General features: G+C 62.7%; 16 protein-coding genes and 1 other RNA gene. 9 read left to right on the forward strand and 8 right to left on the reverse strand.

The features are described from left to right. Positions 1-75 precede the first annotated feature (75 nt). The 6 genes from recR to ffs all read right to left on the reverse strand — a co-directional run bounded on the left by recR (position 76) and on the right by ffs (position 4,662). Positions 76-681: a recombination mediator RecR gene (gene recR, locus EOD15_RS00850; RefSeq protein WP_127319777.1), complete on the reverse strand. Its 606-nt coding sequence runs from the start codon at positions 679-681 to the stop codon at positions 76-78. A gap of 112 nt (positions 682-793) precedes the next feature. Next, a complete protein-coding gene (locus EOD15_RS00855; RefSeq protein WP_127319775.1) occupies positions 794-1,726 on the reverse strand; it encodes a cell wall hydrolase in 933 nt (310 codons plus the stop codon). Positions 1,727-1,860: 134 nt separating this feature from the next. Then, on the reverse strand, positions 1,861-2,268 hold the full coding sequence (locus EOD15_RS00860; RefSeq protein ID WP_127319797.1) for a hypothetical protein: 408 nt from the start codon (positions 2,266-2,268) through the stop codon (positions 1,861-1,863). Between the two features lie 27 nt (positions 2,269-2,295). Beyond that, positions 2,296-2,619, reverse strand: coding sequence for a YbaB/EbfC family nucleoid-associated protein (locus EOD15_RS00865; RefSeq protein ID WP_013527931.1), 324 nt, complete (start codon positions 2,617-2,619; stop codon positions 2,296-2,298). 30 nt (positions 2,620-2,649) lie between these two features. Then, positions 2,650-4,461 carry a DNA polymerase III subunit gamma/tau gene (locus tag EOD15_RS00870; RefSeq protein ID WP_127321799.1) on the reverse strand — a complete coding sequence of 604 codons (1,812 nt, stop codon included), beginning with the start codon at positions 4,459-4,461 and terminating at the stop codon, positions 2,650-2,652. A gap of 104 nt (positions 4,462-4,565) precedes the next feature. Continuing rightward, positions 4,566-4,662: signal recognition particle sRNA small type (ffs, locus tag EOD15_RS00875), an RNA gene on the reverse strand. A gap of 169 nt (positions 4,663-4,831) precedes the next feature. On the opposite strand from ffs, the gene EOD15_RS00880 reads away from it, so the two are divergent. From EOD15_RS00880 to EOD15_RS00890, 3 genes are read left to right on the forward strand one after another with little or no spacing between them, the layout of a single operon-like run. Next, positions 4,832-5,251, forward strand: a complete 420-nt coding sequence (locus tag EOD15_RS00880; protein WP_127256953.1) for an HIT family protein — start codon at positions 4,832-4,834, stop codon at positions 5,249-5,251. Between the two features lie 41 nt (positions 5,252-5,292). Continuing rightward, a complete protein-coding gene (gene nudC, locus EOD15_RS00885; protein ID WP_127321798.1) occupies positions 5,293-6,237 on the forward strand; it encodes an NAD(+) diphosphatase in 945 nt (314 codons plus the stop codon). A 37-nt stretch (positions 6,238-6,274) separates the two neighbouring features. After that, positions 6,275-6,580, forward strand: coding sequence for a Dabb family protein (locus tag EOD15_RS00890; RefSeq protein WP_127321797.1), 306 nt, complete (start codon positions 6,275-6,277; stop codon positions 6,578-6,580). Between the two features lie 77 nt (positions 6,581-6,657). Here EOD15_RS00890 and EOD15_RS00895 read toward each other — a convergent pair whose 3' ends face one another. Beyond that, positions 6,658-7,521 carry a prephenate dehydratase gene (locus EOD15_RS00895; protein ID WP_127321796.1) on the reverse strand — a complete coding sequence of 288 codons (864 nt, stop codon included), beginning with the start codon at positions 7,519-7,521 and terminating at the stop codon, positions 6,658-6,660. A 9-nt stretch (positions 7,522-7,530) separates the two neighbouring features. Beyond that, the gene (locus EOD15_RS00900) at positions 7,531-8,259 is read right to left on the reverse strand and encodes a 3-deoxy-manno-octulosonate cytidylyltransferase (RefSeq protein ID WP_127321795.1); all 729 of its coding nucleotides are present in this window, start codon (positions 8,257-8,259) and stop codon (positions 7,531-7,533) included. A gap of 193 nt (positions 8,260-8,452) precedes the next feature. Here EOD15_RS00900 and EOD15_RS00905 point away from each other — a divergent pair, with 193 nt between their 5' ends. The 6 genes from EOD15_RS00905 (at position 8,453) to EOD15_RS00930 (ending at position 16,929) form a co-directional block, all read left to right on the forward strand. Next, a complete protein-coding gene (locus EOD15_RS00905) occupies positions 8,453-9,127 on the forward strand; it encodes a cytochrome c family protein (protein ID WP_127408235.1) in 675 nt (224 codons plus the stop codon). A 155-nt stretch (positions 9,128-9,282) separates the two neighbouring features. Then, entirely contained in the window at positions 9,283-11,160 is a 1,878-nt protein-coding gene (locus tag EOD15_RS00910) for an extracellular solute-binding protein (protein ID WP_127321006.1), read from the forward strand. Beyond that, positions 11,160-13,028, forward strand: coding sequence for an extracellular solute-binding protein (locus EOD15_RS00915; protein ID WP_127321005.1), 1,869 nt, complete (start codon positions 11,160-11,162; stop codon positions 13,026-13,028). Before EOD15_RS00910 ends, EOD15_RS00915 begins: the two co-directional genes overlap by 1 nt. Positions 13,029-13,058: 30 nt before the next feature. Next, positions 13,059-14,156 carry a microcin C ABC transporter permease YejB gene (locus tag EOD15_RS00920; RefSeq protein ID WP_127321004.1) on the forward strand — a complete coding sequence of 366 codons (1,098 nt, stop codon included), beginning with the start codon at positions 13,059-13,061 and terminating at the stop codon, positions 14,154-14,156. Continuing rightward, the gene (locus EOD15_RS00925; protein WP_127321003.1) at positions 14,156-15,301 is read left to right on the forward strand and encodes an ABC transporter permease; all 1,146 of its coding nucleotides are present in this window, start codon (positions 14,156-14,158) and stop codon (positions 15,299-15,301) included. The genes EOD15_RS00920 and EOD15_RS00925 overlap by 1 nt, the downstream gene beginning before the upstream one ends. Further along, positions 15,298-16,929, forward strand: a complete 1,632-nt coding sequence (locus EOD15_RS00930; protein ID WP_127321002.1) for an ABC transporter ATP-binding protein — start codon at positions 15,298-15,300, stop codon at positions 16,927-16,929. Before EOD15_RS00925 ends, EOD15_RS00930 begins: the two co-directional genes overlap by 4 nt. Positions 16,930-16,954 lie beyond the last annotated feature (25 nt).

The raw sequence follows: 16,954 nt of genomic DNA on the forward strand, positions 1-16,954 counted from the left end.
GAAGAAATGCAGAGATGACATTGCGAAGGTTGTGTTCTGCGGCAGTCATCTCAGCAAGCATCCCCGCCAACTTTGTCAAAACGCCGTCCGCGAGCGCAGCGCCGCGGCCAGCGTGCCCTCGTCGAGATAGTCGAGTTCGCCGCCGACCGGCACGCCATGCGCGAGCCGTGTCACCTTGATGTCGAAGCCGGAGAGCTGATCGGTGAGGTAATGCGCGGTCGTCTGGCCCTCCACCGTCGCATTGACGGCGAGGATGATCTCCTTGACCTCGCCACCGGCGACGCGGTCGACCAGCGACCGCATGTTGAGCTGGTCGGGGCCGATGCCGTCGAGCGGCGACAGCGTGCCGCCGAGCACGTGGTAGCGCACATTCATCGCCGCCGCGCGCTCCAGCGCCCACAGGTCGGAGACGTCCTCTACGACGATGATGGTGCCGGCGTCACGGCGCGGGTCGGTGCAGATGATGCAAGGGTCCGATGTGTCGACATTGCCGCAGGTCGAGCAGATGCGCACCTTGTCGGCCGCTTCGGCCATGGCGGCGGCCAGCGGCGACAAAAGCTGCTCCTTCTTCTTGATCAGATGAAGGGCCGCACGCCTGGCCGACCGGGGACCCAGCCCCGGCACCTTGGCCAGGAGCTGGATCAGACGTTCGATCTCGGGACCGGCGATTCGCTTCGACATCGCTCTGATCTAGGATTTTTCAGAGCGCTTTGGAACATCCGCATACGCATGACCGCATATTGGCCTTGGCGGACCAAAATGGGCGGGGCCTATGGGGACCATGGAGAGCAGATCAGTTGGTTTCGAGCGGCCGGCCCTGGCTGACGATCATCGCGCCGACAGCGTCGGTGTTCTCAGGCGTCGACTGGAATCCCATAGACGCCTCTTGCGGCGCTTCCTCGACCGAGGAGATGACCCTTGTCCTTGTGTTCAAGGTTCCGCCAAAACGGGCGGCATCCGGTTCCTCCATCGGCTCCTGCATCGCCACCACCGTCGGCTCCGCCGAGACACGCGCGGATTTCGCGGTCGGCGCGGCGGCCGCGGTCATATAGGTCTGCTGGGCAGGGACGGACCGGACGGTCGCCGGCTTGGCCGGACGCACCGGCTCGGCGGACGCGACCATCGTCACCGGCTCCGCTGGCTTCTGCGGCGCCGCCGAGGCAATGGCGACCTGCGGCTCGTCCGGCAGCGGCTGCCAGTTGCGGCCGCGCTTCTCGTAGAAGGCATTGCCGCCGGCAACCATGGTGTAGTGCATGTTCTTGTAGGGGAAGCGTAAGCCGGCGGTGTGGAAGAACATGGTGTTCTTGAGCTTGGCCTTGCGCTCACCCTTGAGCACCGCCTCGGCAGCCTCTTCGACATCGGGCATTGCGCGTGAATTCATCGGCCTTGTCATGACGCCGGGGGCGAACTGCCCGCGCTCGCCCACCACCTGGCAGATGGTGCTGCCGTGCTTGCCGGAGCGCAGCCGGTTCATCACCACAGTGCCGACCGCGATCATGCCATCGCGGCTCGAGCGGTTGGATTCAAAGAACATCGCCCGTTCCAGGCATTCCTTGTCCTTCGGCGTGTGGCTGTAGGCCCGTGAGCTGAGGAAACCCGGCGTGATGGCGTCGGTCAGGCTGGCGACGGACATGCCGTGTGACGTGGTCTGGCTGCAGGCAGCCAAAAACAGGGGTGAAATGACGGCGCAGAGCAACAGCGGCGTCTTCCATCGCGTGGCAATCAACAGGTAACCCTCTCACTTCATGCCCGCCCCCAGGCTGCGGCAAGAATGAGACACTTTCGGGCAAAATGATGGCCAAAACGTTATTGATGAGTCTCTGTTACCAAATTGGTACAGTTGCATGGCCTAAAAGTGAATTAGTGCCCCACTGTGATGGCCGCCGGCTGGCCGGGCTCAAGCTCCTCGACCTTCTCCGAAAACAGGCCGCGCCGGAGGAACAGCGTCCGCGCCTCCCTGGCCGTCGGCGCTATCTTTCCCGGCCAGTCGCTGTCAATGAAGTCAGCCTTGGTGAAGTCCGGATTTGTCTCGCTTGCCGCCTCCAGAAATTCGGCGATCTCCAGCACGATCGCGCGCTCGTCCTTTGAAAGCGCCGATGTGCCGGCTTCGATCGACGGGCGATGGACGAAATCCTCGAACAGGTAGAAATAACCCTTGATGCCGACGAGATCGACGCCGTCGTCACAATCGGCCAGGATTTCCAGGATCTCGTAGATCCTGTTGCGGATACGCTGCTCGATCAGTCTTTCGGAGGGCTCTTCGGTCATGGCGATCATGGGCGCGCGCGCCGAATGCTAGAAGGGCAGTTTCATTCCCGGCGGGATCGGCAGACCTGCGGTCAGCGCCTTGGTCTTTTCCTGCATGATCTGCTCGACCTTGGTTTTGGCGTCGTTGTGGGCGGCCAGCACCAGGTCTTCCAGGATCTCGACATCGTCTTCCTTGAACAGAGACGGATCGATCTTCAGCGACTTCATCTCGAATTTTCCGGTCAGCGTCACATTGACCAGGCCGCCGCCGGCCTGGCCGGACGCTTCCAGCGTGGCGATCTCGTCCTGCATGGCCTGGAACTTGGCCTGCATTTCCTTCGCCTTGCCCATCAGGCCGAGAAGATCTTTCATGGTCGGGTCCTTTGCGGATTCGTGGCTGGATCAGGTTTCATCGTCGTCAGCCGGTGGCTCTGCCGGCACTTCAGCCTCTGTCGTTTCGGCTTCCGGCGCGTCTGGAATGCGCACGTCGATGATCTTGGCACCGGGAAAGCGCGCCAGGATGGCGGCAACGGTGGGATCGCTCTTGGCATCGAGAAATGCCGTCTCGCGCTTGGCCGATTCCATTTCGGCGAGCGTCTGGCCGCCCTCTTCCTTCGACAGCGAGACCAGCCAGCTGCGGCCGGTCCAGGCGCGAAGCTTCGTCGTCAGGTCGTTGAGCAGCATCTTGGGCGCATCGCTGGTCAGGCCGACGTCGATGCGGCCGGGCTCGATGCGCACAAACCGGATGCAGCTCTTGACCAGCACCTTGAAGGCGATGTCGCGCTGCGCGTCGGCCAGGGCAATGATGTCGGCCAGCGATTTCAGCAGCGCCGATTCCATGGCAGGCTCCGGCGGAGCGACGTAGGCAACGGCAGCAGGCGAGGCTTCGACCAGCCGCATGCTCTGTGCCCCGCCCGATCCGGATGGCATGCGCGTCTGCGCCACCGCGCTGGCACCACCGCCATTGCCGGAACTTGCAGGCGTCCCATTCGGGCGCGGCGCGCCATTCTGCATGGGGGCGGCGCCCTCGAGCGATCTCAGCGCCTCGTCCAGCGTCGGCAGGTCGGCGGCATGCGCCAGCCGGATCAGCACCATTTCGGCGGCACTCACCGGCCGGTTGGAGGACTGCACTTCGGGAATGCCCTTGAGCAGCATCTGCCATGTCCGCGACAGCACCCTGACCGACAGCGTCCTGGCGAAATCGGCGCCGCGCTGCCGCTCGTCCTCGGATAGCGAGGCATCCTCGATGGCCGTCGGCACGAAACGCAGCCGGGTGACGAGATGGTTGAATTCGGCAAGATCGGTCAGCACGGCTGCCGGATCGGCGCCGGTATCGTATTGCGCGCGGAATTCGCCAAGGGCTGCCGCCACATCGCCCTTCATCACATGTTCGAACAGGTCGACGATGCGGGCGCGGTCGGCAAGTCCCAGCATCGCCCGCACAGCCGCGGCACCGACAGTGCCGGCGCCATGGGCAATCGCCTGGTCGAGGATGGAGAGCGAATCACGGGCCGAGCCTTCGGCGGCGCGCGCGATCATCGCCAGCGCGTCGTCGTCGACAGAAATGCCTTCCTGGGCCGAGATCGAGGACAGATGCGCGACCAGAGCGCCGGCGTCGATGCGCCTCAGGTCGAAGCGCTGGCAGCGCGACAGGACGGTGATCGGGACCTTGCGGATTTCGGTGGTGGCGAAGATGAATTTGACGTGCGGCGGCGGCTCTTCCAGCGTCTTCAGCAGGCCGTTGAAGGCCTGCGTCGACAGCATGTGCACTTCGTCGATGATGTAGACCTTGTAGCGGGCCGAGACCGGCGCATAGCGCACGCGCTCGATGATATCCCTGATGTCGTCGATGCCGGTATGCGAGGCGGCGTCCATCTCGATGACGTCGACATGGCGGCCCTCCATGATCGCCTGGCAATGCTCGCCGAGCACCGCGAGGTCGACCGAAGGCTGGTCGATATCAGCGGTTTTATAATTCAGAGCCCGCGCGAGGATGCGCGCCGTCGTGGTCTTGCCGACGCCGCGCACGCCGGTCAGCATCCAGGCCTGGGCGATGCGGCCGGTGGCAAAGGCGTTGGTGAGGGTGCGCACCATCGGCTCCTGGCCGACCAACTCGGAAAAATTCGAAGGACGGTACTTGCGCGCCAGCACGCGATAGGCGGCGGCCTTGCCTATCTCCAGGCTTTTTGGTCCCGAATTTCCGGCTTCGCTCATACGCCCGTAAGCTCCAAATGGCCGCGCCCGAAGGCGGCCGATTCCTGCGCATAGTCTCGCCCGCGCTGCAATGCGTCGTCAATGTCGCGAGAGGGGCCGATGAGGTGGGAGGCTGGAACAATGACCCGTTCCGGGCTCGTTAGGGCTGCTTCCTTCCGGACCTGACCCGGTTGGCGAGTGGATCGTCCACCACCAACCTCCCGCTTTCCATATCGGCAATTGCGCGACGAAATGCAAGTCCGCCGAAGAAATCGTTAAATGTCGAATCGGCGCACCAAACCGTGAGGGCGCAATGATTCACTTGCAGCCCCCTTGCCGCCGCTCTAGCCTTCATGTGTTGAGCAAACCAAGAAAAGCAAGGGAAACGCCGATGCTGCCGGGCCTGGAGGCCGGATTTACGCTGGACGCACGGCTGGAGGCGGACAGCGAACAGTTGATGTGGCTTGGGCTGTGCGAATTGCGGGTGATGAACGACCGCCGCTGGCCATGGCTGCTGCTGGTGCCGCAGCGGCCCGGCGCGGAGGAAATCCATGACATGACGCCACTCGACCAGGCGATGCTGACCTTCGAGACCAATATGGTGGCGCAGGCGCTGAAGAAGGCGACCGGCTGCACCAAGATCAACACCGGCGCGCTCGGCAACATCGTGCGCCAGCTGCACATCCATGTCATCGCGCGTTCGGAAGGTGATCCCGGCTGGCCAGGCCCTGTGTGGGGACATGGCCTGCGAGAGCCCTATCAACGTTCCGACTTGCGACGGTTTGCCGAAACGATCAAGGCGGCGCTATAAGCGTTCCCAGTGTCCATCCCTCAACATAGCCCAGAGTCCCCATGAGCTTCCGCCTGTTTGACGCGCCTTTGCGCGAGCCGAGCCAGTTCGTCGGCTTCGCCGGCAACACGATCGACCGGCAGTCCGAGAACCGGGCCGACGATTCGGTCGGCAAGGCGCTGGCCGATCCGGCGACGCGGCTGCTTCTGATGCATGGCGGCCGGCTCTATCTGAAGCTCGGCGATAGCGGCGCTCTCGATCCCTGGTTCGGCGCCACCGAGAGCGAGCCCTTCAAGGTTTCCCTGGCGCAAGGCATCTTGCTCGGCTTTTCCGAACGAGGACCGGTGCTGGCCGTGCCCGCCGGCGTCGAACCCGAACAGCTTCCCGAAACAGTCAAGGCCATCGACTACCGCTCGGTCTACATGCAAGGGCTGATCGACGAGGCGGCGGCTGGCGCGATGGCCCAAGGGGCGGCCCTGCTCGCCTGGCATGCCAGCCATCGCTTCTGCAGCAAATGTGGTACAGAATCGCAGATGCGAGCCGGCGGCTACAAGCGGCATTGCCCGAATTGCGGCACCGAGCATTTTCCGCGCACCGACCCGGTGGCGATCATGCTGACGGCAACGCGGGAGAAGTGCCTGCTCGGGCGCGGCCGGCATTTCGCGCCGGGCATGTACTCGGCCCTTGCCGGCTTCATCGAGCCGGGCGAGACGATCGAGGCGGCGGTGCGCCGCGAGACGCTGGAAGAGGCCGGCATCAGGCTTGGCCGCGTCGTCTACCACGCCAGCCAGCCCTGGCCGTTTCCCTATTCGCTGATGATCGGCTGCTTCGGCGAGCCGCTCAACGACGACATCCAGGCCGACCTCAACGAGCTTGAGGACTGCCGCTGGTTTTTTCGCGACGAGGTGCGCCTGATGCTGGAAAGGACGCACAAGGACAATCTGGTCACGCCGCCGAAAGGCGCCATCGCGCATCACCTTATCCGCGCCTGGGTCGATTCAGAATGATGGCAGCGAACACCGAAAGACATTGCAGGAGCAGGACATGATCCGTCACACCGTCGTTTTCACGCTGAAGCATCCGCCGCATTCGCTGGAGGAAAAGCGGTTCCTGGTCGACGCCAAGAAAATCCTCACCGCGATCAGAGGCGTCACGCATTTCGAGCAATTGCGGCAGATCAGCCCCAAGAACGACTATCGTTTCGGCTTCTCGATGGAGTTCGCCGACCAGGCCGCCTACAACAGGTACAGCGACCATCCAGACCACGTCGCCTTCGTGCGCGACCGCTGGGTGCCGGAGGTCGAGACCTTCATGGAGATCGACTATGTGCCGCTGGGCGCGGTGATTTAGGGCATGGTCCCGAAAAGTGGAAACCGGTTTTCTAGGACAAACGGTTTCGTTTGTCCGGAGATCATGCCCAGTAGCGATCAGTCCGCAACCTTCCACTGCTCACGCGACTCACTGGCCGGATAGACGCCCAGAATCCGCACTTCGCGCGAGAAGAAACGAAGCTCGTCCAGCGCCAGCTTGACCAGCGGGTCGTCGGGATGGCCCTCGATGTCGGCGTAGAACAGCGTCGCCGTGAAAGCGCCCAGCTGGTAGCTCTCCAGCTTGGTCATGTTGATGCCGTTGGTGGCGAAGCCGCCCATCGCCTTGTAGAGTGCCGCCGGCACGTTGCGGACGCGGAAGATGAAGGTCGTCATCATCTTGACGTCAGGCGACGGGCGCTCGGCCCACTGCTTGTTCTTGGTCAGGACGACAAAGCGGGTGACGTTTGAGTCGGTGTCCTCGACGTTTTGCTCGATGATATCGAGCCCGTAGAGGGTCGCTGCCAGCGCCGGCGACAGCGCCGCCATGGTGCGGTCCTGGACCTCGGAGACCATCTTGGCGGCGCCGGCCGTGTCGCCGGCGACGATCGCCTTCCAGCCGTTCTTGCGAATGTATTTGCGGCACTGGCCAAGCGCGTGGATATGGCTGTGCACCGTCTTGATCTCGTCGCGCTTGACGCCCGGCAACACCATCAGCTGGAAATGGATCGGCAGGAAATATTCGCCGATGATGTGCAGCTTCGATTCCGGCAAGAGATGATGGATATCGGCGACGCGCCCGGCAATGGTGTTCTCGATCGGGATCATGGCGAGGTCGGCCTTGTTGGTCTCGACCGCGTTGAAGGCATCCTCGAAGGTCGGGCAGGGCAACGGGTCCATCGAAGGGAACATGTTGCGGCTGGCGGTGTCGGAATTGGCGCCCGGCTCGCCCTGGAAGGATATTCTGTTGGTCTTTTCAGGCATGCCGATATCTCAGGTTGAAAGGATCTGTCTGGCGCGTTCGAGGTCTTCGGGCGTGTCGACGCCGAGCGGCAGCGACTGGACGATCTCGGCGTCGATGCGCATGCCGGCTTCCAGCGCCCGCAACTGCTCCAGCCGCTCGCGCCGTTCGAGCGGCGACGGCTTCAGCGCGACGAAACGCTCGAGTGCGTCGCGGCGATAGGCGTAGAGGCCGACATGATGGTAGAGCGGCCCCTCGCCCCAAGGCGCCGTGGCACGGGTGAAATAGAGCGCCCTCAGCCTGCTGCCCGAGAGCGGCGAGCCGACGATCTTGACGACATTGGGGTTGGTCTTTTCCTCGTCGCGGACGATCTCGACGCCGAGCGTGGCGATGTCCACCGCACTGTCCTCGAAAGGCCTGAGCGACGCGGCGATGATCTGGGGATCGATCGTCGGCAGGTCGCCCTGCACATTGACGATGGTTTCGACCTTGCGCCCGGGGTCGAGCGCGATCAGCGCCTCGTGGATGCGGTCGGAGCCGGATTCGTGATCCGTGCGCGTCATCACGGCCTCGAAACCGCGCGCGCGCACCGCCTGCGCCACGCTTTGCGTGTCGGTCGCCACCACCACCCGGCCAAGGCCGGCTTCGGCGGCACGGCGGGCGACATGGACGATCATCGGCGCGCCTGCGATGTCGGCCAGCGGCTTGCCCGGCAGGCGGGTCGAAGCCATGCGGGCCGGGATCAGGATCAGCGTGGACATTTCGGGTGCAAGGCGTCTCGAAAGAGGACAGGGAAAGTGGCAAAAGGTCTCACTGGAAGCGCCCTTATAGGTGTTGCAACGCCGCAGCAAAAGACCTAGTTTCCGCCCGATTTGACCGCCCTGGCAGGACGGGTCACGATACCGACGGACGGAGTGGACGGTTCTGTCCGCCGGAAAAGGGAGCAAGGGGCGTATGGATTCCAACGAAATCAACAAACTGCTCGCCGGATTGCTCGGAACCGTTTTCGTCGTCTTCTCAGTCGGCATCGTGTCCGATGCGCTGTTTGCCTCGCCGGCGCCCGAAAAACCCGGTTTCGCCATCGAGGCCGCCGAGCCCGCCGAAGGCGGTCCGGCCGCGCCTGCCGCCGCAGCCAAGCCGATCGCCGAACTGCTGGCGACCGCCAATGTCGAGCAAGGTGCTGCCGTCTTCAAGAAGTGCCAAGCCTGCCATTCCGGCGAAAAGGGCGGCCCCAACAAGGTCGGCCCGGACCTGTGGGACCTCATCGACCGCCCCGTTGCCGAGCATGAAGGCTTTGCCTATTCGGCCGGCATGAAGGAATTCTCCAAGGGCGGCGCCGAGAAGTGGACGTACGACAACCTCAACCACTTCATCACCTCGCCGAAGAAACTCGTGAAGGGCACCGCGATGGGCTTCGCCGGCCTGCCCAAGGACGAGGATCGCGCCAACGTCATCGCCTATCTGCGCACGCTGTCCGACAATCCCAAGCCGCTGCCGGCGCCGGGTGCCGCCGCCGATGCAGGCGCGCCCGCCGATGCAGCCGCTCCGGCAAAGCCGGCTGAGGGTGCCGCGCCGGCCGCACCTGCCGCCCCGGCTCCGGCCGCACCGGCACCGGCGCCTGCCCAATAGCCAGATATCATCTCGACGACCTTGAAAAAGCCGGGTTCAGCCCGGCTTTTTTGTTAGGAAAACCGCATAGGCGGCGACAAAGCCGCGCATGGCGGTTTTCACGAGCGCCAAATCATCTAGATTGCCATGAACGGGCATTGCGAAGAGGATAGTGCATGACGGTTGGCCGAACGCTTCTCAAGTCGTTGCTGGCGGCAGCCCTTCTGGCGGCGGGCTTGCAGGGTGCCCGCGCCGACGAATGGCGCACCACCTCATCGCTGATCGGCGAATCCAAATACGGCGCCAATTTCCAGCACTACGACTACGTCAATCCGAACGCGCCCAAGGGCGGCACGCTGAATTCGGTGGTGCCAGGCACATTCGACAGCTTCAATCCCTACGTCGTCCAGGGATCACCGGCCGCGGGCCTGGTCGGGTTCGGCGGCGGCCTGCTCTACGACACGCTGATGGAGCAAGCGACCGACGAAGGCAGCACCAGCCATCCGCTGATCGCCGATGCCTACAAATATCCTGATGATTATTCCTCTGCGACCTACCGGCTCGATCCGCGCGCCAAATGGCATGACGGCCAGCCGATCACCGTCGATGACGTGATCTGGTCATTTCATGTGCTCAAGGCCAACAGCCCGCAATACAGCCGCTATTTTGAAAATGTCACCGATGCGGTGGCGATTTCGGATCGCGAGGTGGAGTTCCATTTCAACCAGAAGGGCAATCGCGAACTGCCCAAGATCATCGGCGACCTTGCCGTGCTGCCGAAACATTGGTGGGAAGGCACCGATGCCAACGGCAAGAAGCGAGACGTAACCAAGCCGACGCTGGAAATTCCGCTCGGTTCAGCCGCCTACAAGATCGCCAGCTTCAAGCCGGGCTCGGAAATCATCTGGCAGCGTGTGCCGGACTATTGGGCGGCCAAGCTGCCGGTGAAGATCGGCCGTGAGAACTTCGACACCCGACGCTACACCTATATCCTGGACGACAACGCTGCCTGGCTCGCCTTCACCAAGGGTGGGCTGGAAGACATCAACCGCGAATACAGTTCGCGCAAATGGGCGACGGCTTACAATTTCCCGGCATTCCAAGCCGGCGATGTCATCAAGAAGGATTTCCAGACCCAGGCGCCGGAACCGATGCAGGGCTTCGTCCTCAACCAGCGGCGGCCGCTGTTCCAGGACCGGCTGGTGCGTGAAGCGCTGACCATTCCGTTCGATTTCGAGAGCATGAACCGCACACTGTTCTTCGGCTTCAACACCCGCACGTCGAGCTATTTCCAAGGAACCGAACTGGCCTCGAACGGGTTGCCGCAGGGCAAGGAACTGGAAATCCTGGAAAAATACCGAGACAAGCTGCCGCCCGAACTTTTCACCCAGGAATTCAAGCTGCCGGTTTATGATTCACCGCAGGCGGAACGGAAGTACCTGAAACAGGCGGTCGATCTCTTCGCCAAGGCGGGCTGGGTGATCAAGGGCGGCAAGATGGTCAATGCCAAGACCGGCGCGCCGTTCAAGTTCGAAATTCTCGGCTGGAACGACACCGACCAGGTGATCGCTAGCCCCTACATCGCCAATCTGCGCAAGATCGGCGTCGACGCCACTTTGCGCATCATCGACCAGACGCAGTACATCAACCGCGTCAACAATTTCGATTTCGATGTCGTCACCGGGATGCTGCAGCAGTCGGATTCGCCGGGCAACGAGCAGCGCGACTTCTGGAGCTCTAAAGCCGCCGGCTCGCCCGGCTCGCGCAATCTGATGGGCATCAAGGACCCGACAGTCGACGCGCTGGTCGATCGCATTATCTTCGCGACCGATCGCGACGATCTCGTCGCCGCCACCCATGCGCTCGATCGCATCCTGTTGTGGAACTTCTACGTCGTTCCGCAATATTACCGGTCGGCCGTGTGGCTGGCCTATTGGGACAAGTTCAAATTCCCCGACAAGCAGCCTGCCTATGTCGGAGCCGACATCGATTCCTGGTGGATCGATCCGGACAAGGAGAAGGCCTTGGCAGCCAAATACAAGGGCGGCAATTGATGGCGGCCCTTGCCCGTCGCGACTTTCTCGCCCTGGGCAGTGCCGCGGCGGCCGCCGCCCTGCTGCCAGGCCGGGCCTTCGGCGACACTGCGACCGGCACCAGGCTGCACGGCCTGTCGGCCTTCGGCGACCTCAAATACAAACCCGATTTCGCGCATTTCGACTACGTCAATCCTGACGCCCCAAAGGGCGGCCAGATGAATTTCGCGCCGCCGAACTCGACCCTCAATCAGAGCTTCCTGACCTTCAACACCCTGAATTTCCTGGTGTTGAAGGGAGAGGCTCCGCCGCGCGCCGAACTCTGTTTCGATTCCCTGATGACAAGCGCGCTCGATGAGCCGGATGCGGCCTACGGCCTGCTCGCCGAAACCGTTACCCTGTCGCCAGACCGCAACGGTTTCCGCTTCGCCCTGCGACCGCAAGCGCGTTTCCATGACGGCTCGCCGCTGACCGCGGACGACGTTGTCTTCGCGCTGAAGCTTTATAAGGACAAGGGCCATCCGAACCTTTCCCAAGCGTTGCGGTACATGACCGACGCGGTTGCGGTCGATCCCGCCACCGTCAACCTCACTTTCAACGGCGAACAGTCAGCGCAAAACATCCTGGCGATCGTGGGGATGCCGATCGTCTCCAAGGCCTTTTATGCGGCCAATGATTTCGATGCCTCGACCATGACACCGCCGCTTGGCTCGGGTCCCTACAAGATTGGACGCGTGGCGGCCGGACAGACTGTCGAATATGACCGCGTGGCCGACTATTGGGGCCGCGATCTGCCAGTGAACCGCGGCCTCTACAATTTCGACCGCATCCGCATCGACTTCTATCTTGACCGGCAGGCGGCGTTCGAAGCCTTCAAGAAAGGCGACACGCATTTTCGCGAGGAATTCACCTCGCGGGTATGGGCGACCGGATATGACTTTCCGGCGCTGAAGGACGGCAAGGTCGTCAAACGGGAATTTCCCGGCGAGAAGACGCCGGATATGCAGAGCGTCGCACTGAACCAGCGTCGTCCGCAATTCCGCGATGAGCGGGTGCGGCGGGCGATCGCCAGGTGCTTCGATTTCGAATGGATGAAGCGGGCGCTGTTTTACGGCTCCTACGAGCGTTCTCAATCGAACTTCGAACGGTCGGATTACAAGGCCGAAGGCCTGCCCTCGCCTGAAGAATTGACCCTGCTGGAGCCGTTCCGGGCCGAATTGCCGCCAGAGGTTTTCGGTGAAGCGGTGACGCAGCCCCTTTCCGACGGTTCGGGCCATGACCGCAAGCTGCTGGGCGAGGCTTCGAGATTGCTTGCGCAGGCCGGCTGGAAGCGCGATGGCAGTTTCGTCGTCAACGACAAGGGTGAGCGGCTGCGGGTCGAAATGCTGGCGGAGGACGACGGCATCGTTCGCATCTACACCCCTTGGTCCGAGAATATGAAGGCGATCGGGATCGACGCATCGATCCGGCAAATCGATTCGGCGCAGTATGAGCAGCGGCACAGCAATTACGACTTCGATCTTGCCTTGCTGCATTGGTCGATCGGGGCGACGCCGACCGACGACAGCCTGCAGATGCTCTATGATTCCCGAATGGCGAAAATCCCGGGGCAGCGCAACTATCCGGGCACGGAAAGCAAGGCCATCGACGCCCTGATCGCGGCAGCCGGCAAGGCGAAAGACCGTGTAGAACTCGTCACGGCGCTCAGAGCGCTCGACCGGGTCTTGCGCGCGCGCCTCGACTGGATTCCAACATACTATCTGGCGAATCACCGCGTCGCCTATTGGGACATGTTCGGCTTTGTCGAACAGAAGCCCGATTTCGGCTTTCCGGTCGAGACGCTGTGGTGGTTCGATAAGGGCAAGGCGGCAAAAATTGGCAAAGGCTGAGATGTTCGCTCAAGCGGGGCAGAAGGCCTGATGGGCGCCTATATCCTGCGCCGCATCCTGTTGATGATCCCGACCCTGTTCGGCATCATGGCGATATCCTTCGCCGTCATCCAGTTCGCCCCCGGCGGTCCGGTCGAACAGGTCATCGCCCGGCTGACCAATCAGGGCGGCAGCGACCGCCTCGGCGGCGGTGGCGGCGACGCGGGTGCTGGGGGCAACCTGGATGTCGCCGGTGACGTCAGTTCGAAATATCGCGGGGCGCAGGGGCTCGATCCGGAATTCATCAAGAAGCTGGAAAAGCAGTTCGGCTTCGACAAGCCGCCGCTCGAGCGCTTCGGCATGATGCTGTGGAACTATGCCCGCTTCGATTTCGGCGACAGCTATTTCCGCGACATTTCGGTGCTCGACCTGATCCTGGAAAAAATGCCGGTGTCGATCTCGATCGGACTGTGGATCACGCTTTTGTCCTACCTGATCTCGATCCCGCTCGGCATCCGCAAGGCGGTCAAGGACGGCACTCCCTTCGACGTCTGGACCAGCGGCGTCGTCATTGTCGGCTATGCCATTCCGGGCTTCCTGTTCGGCATCATGCTGATGGTGCTGTTTGCCGGCGGGTCTTTCTGGGACTGGTTTCCGCTGCGCGGCCTCACCTCGGACAATTGGGATCAATTGTCCTGGTGGGGAAAGATCGTCGACTATTTCTGGCACATGACCTTGCCGCTGACCGCGCTGGTGCTGTCGGCCTTCGCCACCACGACGCTGCTGACCAAGAACTCGTTCCTCGAAGAAATCCGCAAACAGTATGTGGTGACGGCGCGGGCCAAGGGTCTGTCGGAACGGCAGGTGCTCTACGGCCACGTCTTCCGAAACGCCATGCTGATCGTCATCGCCGGCTTTCCCGGCGCCTTCATCTCGGCCTTCTTCACCGGCTCGCTGCTGATCGAGAACATCTTCTCCCTCGATGGCCTCGGCCTGCTCGGCTTCCGGTCGGTGGTCGAGCGCGACTATCCGGTGGTGTTCGCCAATCTCTATATCTTCTCGCTGCTGGGGCTGTTCGTCGGTCTGTTGTCCGACCTGCTCTACACCTGGGTCGATCCGCGCATCGATTTCGAGCGGAGAGACGTCTGATGTCGGAGGCTACAGTCCCCGTGGACGCGGCACCCGCGCGGATAAAGCGGCCGTTTCTGTCGCCGCTCAACAAGCGGCGCCTGCAGAACTTCAGAGCCAACCGGCGCGGCTACTGGTCGCTGTGGATCTTCCTCGTCCTGTTCGTGCTGTCGCTGTTTTCCGAGTTCATCGCCAACGACAAGCCGATCATCGCCTCCTACAAGGGCGAGATCCTGTTTCCGGTGCTGGTCGCCTACCCCGAGGAAAAATTCGGCGGTTTCTATGCCGTCACCGATTATCGCGACCCGGTCATCCAGGACGAGATCAACGCCAATGGCTGGATGATCTGGCCACCGGTGCGCTACTCCTATCAGACCGTCAACAACGCCATTCCGGAAGCAGCGCCGGCCAGGCCGTCGTGGCAGTATGACGCCACGAAGCGCTGCAACCAGTATCCGCAGGGTGCCGCCGACCCGGCCTGCATGGTAGGCAACTGGAATTGGCTCGGCACCGACGACCAGGCGCGCGACGTGCTGGCACGTGTCATCTACGGCTTCCGCATTTCGGTGCTGTTCGGCCTGATCCTGACCGCCGGCTCGGCCTTGATCGGCGTCGCAGCCGGCGCCGTGCAAGGCTATTTCGGCGGCTGGACGGATCTCTTGTTCCAGCGTTTCATCGAGATCTGGTCTGCCATCCCGGTGCTCTATCTCCTGCTCATCGTCGCCGCCATCCTGCCGCCGGGCTTCTTCATCCTGCTCGGCCTGATGCTGCTGTTCTCCTGGGTGGCGCTGGTCGGCGTGGTGCGGGCCGAGTTCCTGCGCGCCCGCAATTTCGAATATGTCAACGCGGCCCGGGCGCTCGGCGTGCCCAACCGCACCATCATGTTCCGGCACCTGCTGCCCAACGCCATGGTGGCGACATTGACCTTCATGCCCTTCCTGCTCTCAGGCTCGATCTCGACGCTGACCTCGCTCGACTACCTCGGCTTTGGCCTGCCGCCCGGCTCCGCCTCGCTCGGCGAACTGCTCAAGCAGGCGCAGCGGAACCTCAATGCGCCGTGGCTCGGCATCTCCGGCTTCGTCGTCATCTCGCTAATGCTGTCGCTGCTGGTCTTCGTCGGCGAGGCGACGCGCGACGCCTTCGATCCGCGCAAGACGTTCAGATGAGCGAAGCCCCCTTGCTCAGCGTACAGGACCTCAGCGTCGCCTTCAGCCAGGGCGGCGGCCAGTCGACGGCGGTCGACCACATCTCGTTCGACATCGCCAAGGGCGAGACGGTGGCGCTGGTCGGCGAATCCGGTTCCGGCAAATCGGTCTCGGCGCTTTCGGTGCTGAAGCTGTTGCCTTATCCAAGCGCCAGCCATCCCTCGGGAAAGATCCTGTTCCAGGGCAACGACCTGCTGGCGATGAGCGAGAAGCAGTTGCGGCAGGTGCGCGGCAACAAGATCACCATGATCTTCCAGGAGCCGATGACTTCGCTCAATCCGCTGCACACGATCGAGCAGCAGATCGTCGAGATCCTGAAGCTGCATCAGGGCATGGCCGACCGCCCGGCCAAGGAACGCACACTGGCCTTGCTCAACGAGGTCGGCATCCGCGATCCGCACAAGCGCCTCGATGCCTATCCACACCAGTTGTCCGGCGGCCAGCGTCAGCGCGTGATGATCGCCATGGCGCTGGCCAATGAGCCCGAACTTCTGATCGCCGACGAGCCGACGACGGCGCTCGACGTCACCGTACAGGCGCAGATCCTCGAATTGCTGGCCGGCTTGAAGAGCCGCAAGGGCATGTCGATGCTGTTCATCACCCATGATCTCGGCATCGTGCGCAAGATCGCCGACCGTGTCTGCGCGATGACCAAGGGCAAGATCGTCGAGACAGGCCCGACCAAGGAGATCTTCGCCAATCCGCAGCATGCCTATACGCGGCATCTGCTGGCGGCCGAGCCAAAAGGCAAGCCGCCGGCCGCCAATGCCGATGCCAAGCCTGTCATGACCGGCAAGGACATAAAGGTCTGGTTTCCGATCAAGCAGGGCTTCTTCCGCCGCACCGTCGACAATGTGAAGGCGGTCGACGGCATCGATGTCACCGTGCGCGCCGGCCAGACGCTCGGCGTGGTCGGCGAATCCGGCTCCGGCAAGACGACGCTCGGCCTGGCGCTGGCGAGAATGATCTCGTCGACCGGAACGATCCAGTTCAACGGTCGCGACATCAACCAGCTGACTTTCAACGCCATGCGGCCGCTCAGGCGCGAATTGCAGATCGTCTTCCAGGATCCGTTCGGCTCGCTCAGCCCGCGCATGTCGATCGCAGAGATCATCGAAGAAGGCCTCAAGATCCACGAGCCGAAGCTGTCGCCCGACGAGCGCGACGACAAGGTGGCCGCCGTGCTGAAGGAGGTCGGGCTCGATCCGGCGACACGCAACCGCTATCCGCACGAGTTTTCCGGCGGCCAGCGCCAGCGCGTTGCCATCGCACGCGCCATGGTGCTCAACCCGCGCTTCGTCATGCTGGACGAGCCGACATCGGCACTCGACATGAGCGTGCAGGCGCAGGTCGTCGATCTGCTGCGCAGCCTGCAGGCCAAGCACGACCTCGCCTATCTCTTCATCAGCCATGATTTGAAAGTCATCCGGGCGCTCGCCAACGACGTCATCGTCATGCGCAATGGCCGGATCGTCGAAGCCGGTCCTTCCCAGCAGATTTTTGAAAATCCGCAAACCGACTATACTCGGGCGCTGATCTCGGCCGCCTTCAAGATCGAGACGGCACCGGTCGGCATCGTCAGCGAGTGATTTGCGTAGAGAGGGACTAAAAGAC

Source organism: Mesorhizobium sp. M7A.T.Ca.US.000.02.2.1, from assembly GCF_003996995.1.
Classification (GTDB): Bacteria; Pseudomonadota; Alphaproteobacteria; order Rhizobiales; family Rhizobiaceae; genus Mesorhizobium.

Excerpts from the sequence above, each read along its gene's own strand:
- recR (WP_127319777.1), bottom strand. The coding sequence starts at position 681 with ATGTCGAAGCGAATCGCCGGTCCCGAGATCGAACGTCTGATCCAGCTC.
- EOD15_RS00860 (WP_127319797.1), bottom strand. The coding sequence starts at position 2,268 with ATGACCGAAGAGCCCTCCGAAAGACTGATCGAGCAGCGTATCCGCAAC.
- EOD15_RS00865 (WP_013527931.1), bottom strand. The coding sequence starts at position 2,619 with ATGAAAGATCTTCTCGGCCTGATGGGCAAGGCGAAGGAAATGCAGGCC.
- EOD15_RS00870 (WP_127321799.1), bottom strand. The coding sequence starts at position 4,461 with ATGAGCGAAGCCGGAAATTCGGGACCAAAAAGCCTGGAGATAGGCAAG.
- EOD15_RS00880 (WP_127256953.1), top strand. The coding sequence starts at position 4,832 with ATGCTGCCGGGCCTGGAGGCCGGATTTACGCTGGACGCACGGCTGGAG.
- nudC (WP_127321798.1), top strand. The coding sequence starts at position 5,293 with ATGAGCTTCCGCCTGTTTGACGCGCCTTTGCGCGAGCCGAGCCAGTTC.
- EOD15_RS00890 (WP_127321797.1), top strand. The coding sequence starts at position 6,275 with ATGATCCGTCACACCGTCGTTTTCACGCTGAAGCATCCGCCGCATTCG.
- EOD15_RS00895 (WP_127321796.1), bottom strand. The coding sequence starts at position 7,521 with ATGCCTGAAAAGACCAACAGAATATCCTTCCAGGGCGAGCCGGGCGCC.
- EOD15_RS00900 (WP_127321795.1), bottom strand. The coding sequence starts at position 8,259 with ATGTCCACGCTGATCCTGATCCCGGCCCGCATGGCTTCGACCCGCCTG.
- EOD15_RS00905 (WP_127408235.1), top strand. The coding sequence starts at position 8,453 with ATGGATTCCAACGAAATCAACAAACTGCTCGCCGGATTGCTCGGAACC.
- EOD15_RS00910 (WP_127321006.1), top strand. The coding sequence starts at position 9,283 with ATGACGGTTGGCCGAACGCTTCTCAAGTCGTTGCTGGCGGCAGCCCTT.
- EOD15_RS00915 (WP_127321005.1), top strand. The coding sequence starts at position 11,160 with ATGGCGGCCCTTGCCCGTCGCGACTTTCTCGCCCTGGGCAGTGCCGCG.
- EOD15_RS00920 (WP_127321004.1), top strand. The coding sequence starts at position 13,059 with ATGGGCGCCTATATCCTGCGCCGCATCCTGTTGATGATCCCGACCCTG.
- EOD15_RS00925 (WP_127321003.1), top strand. The coding sequence starts at position 14,156 with ATGTCGGAGGCTACAGTCCCCGTGGACGCGGCACCCGCGCGGATAAAG.
- EOD15_RS00930 (WP_127321002.1), top strand. The coding sequence starts at position 15,298 with ATGAGCGAAGCCCCCTTGCTCAGCGTACAGGACCTCAGCGTCGCCTTC.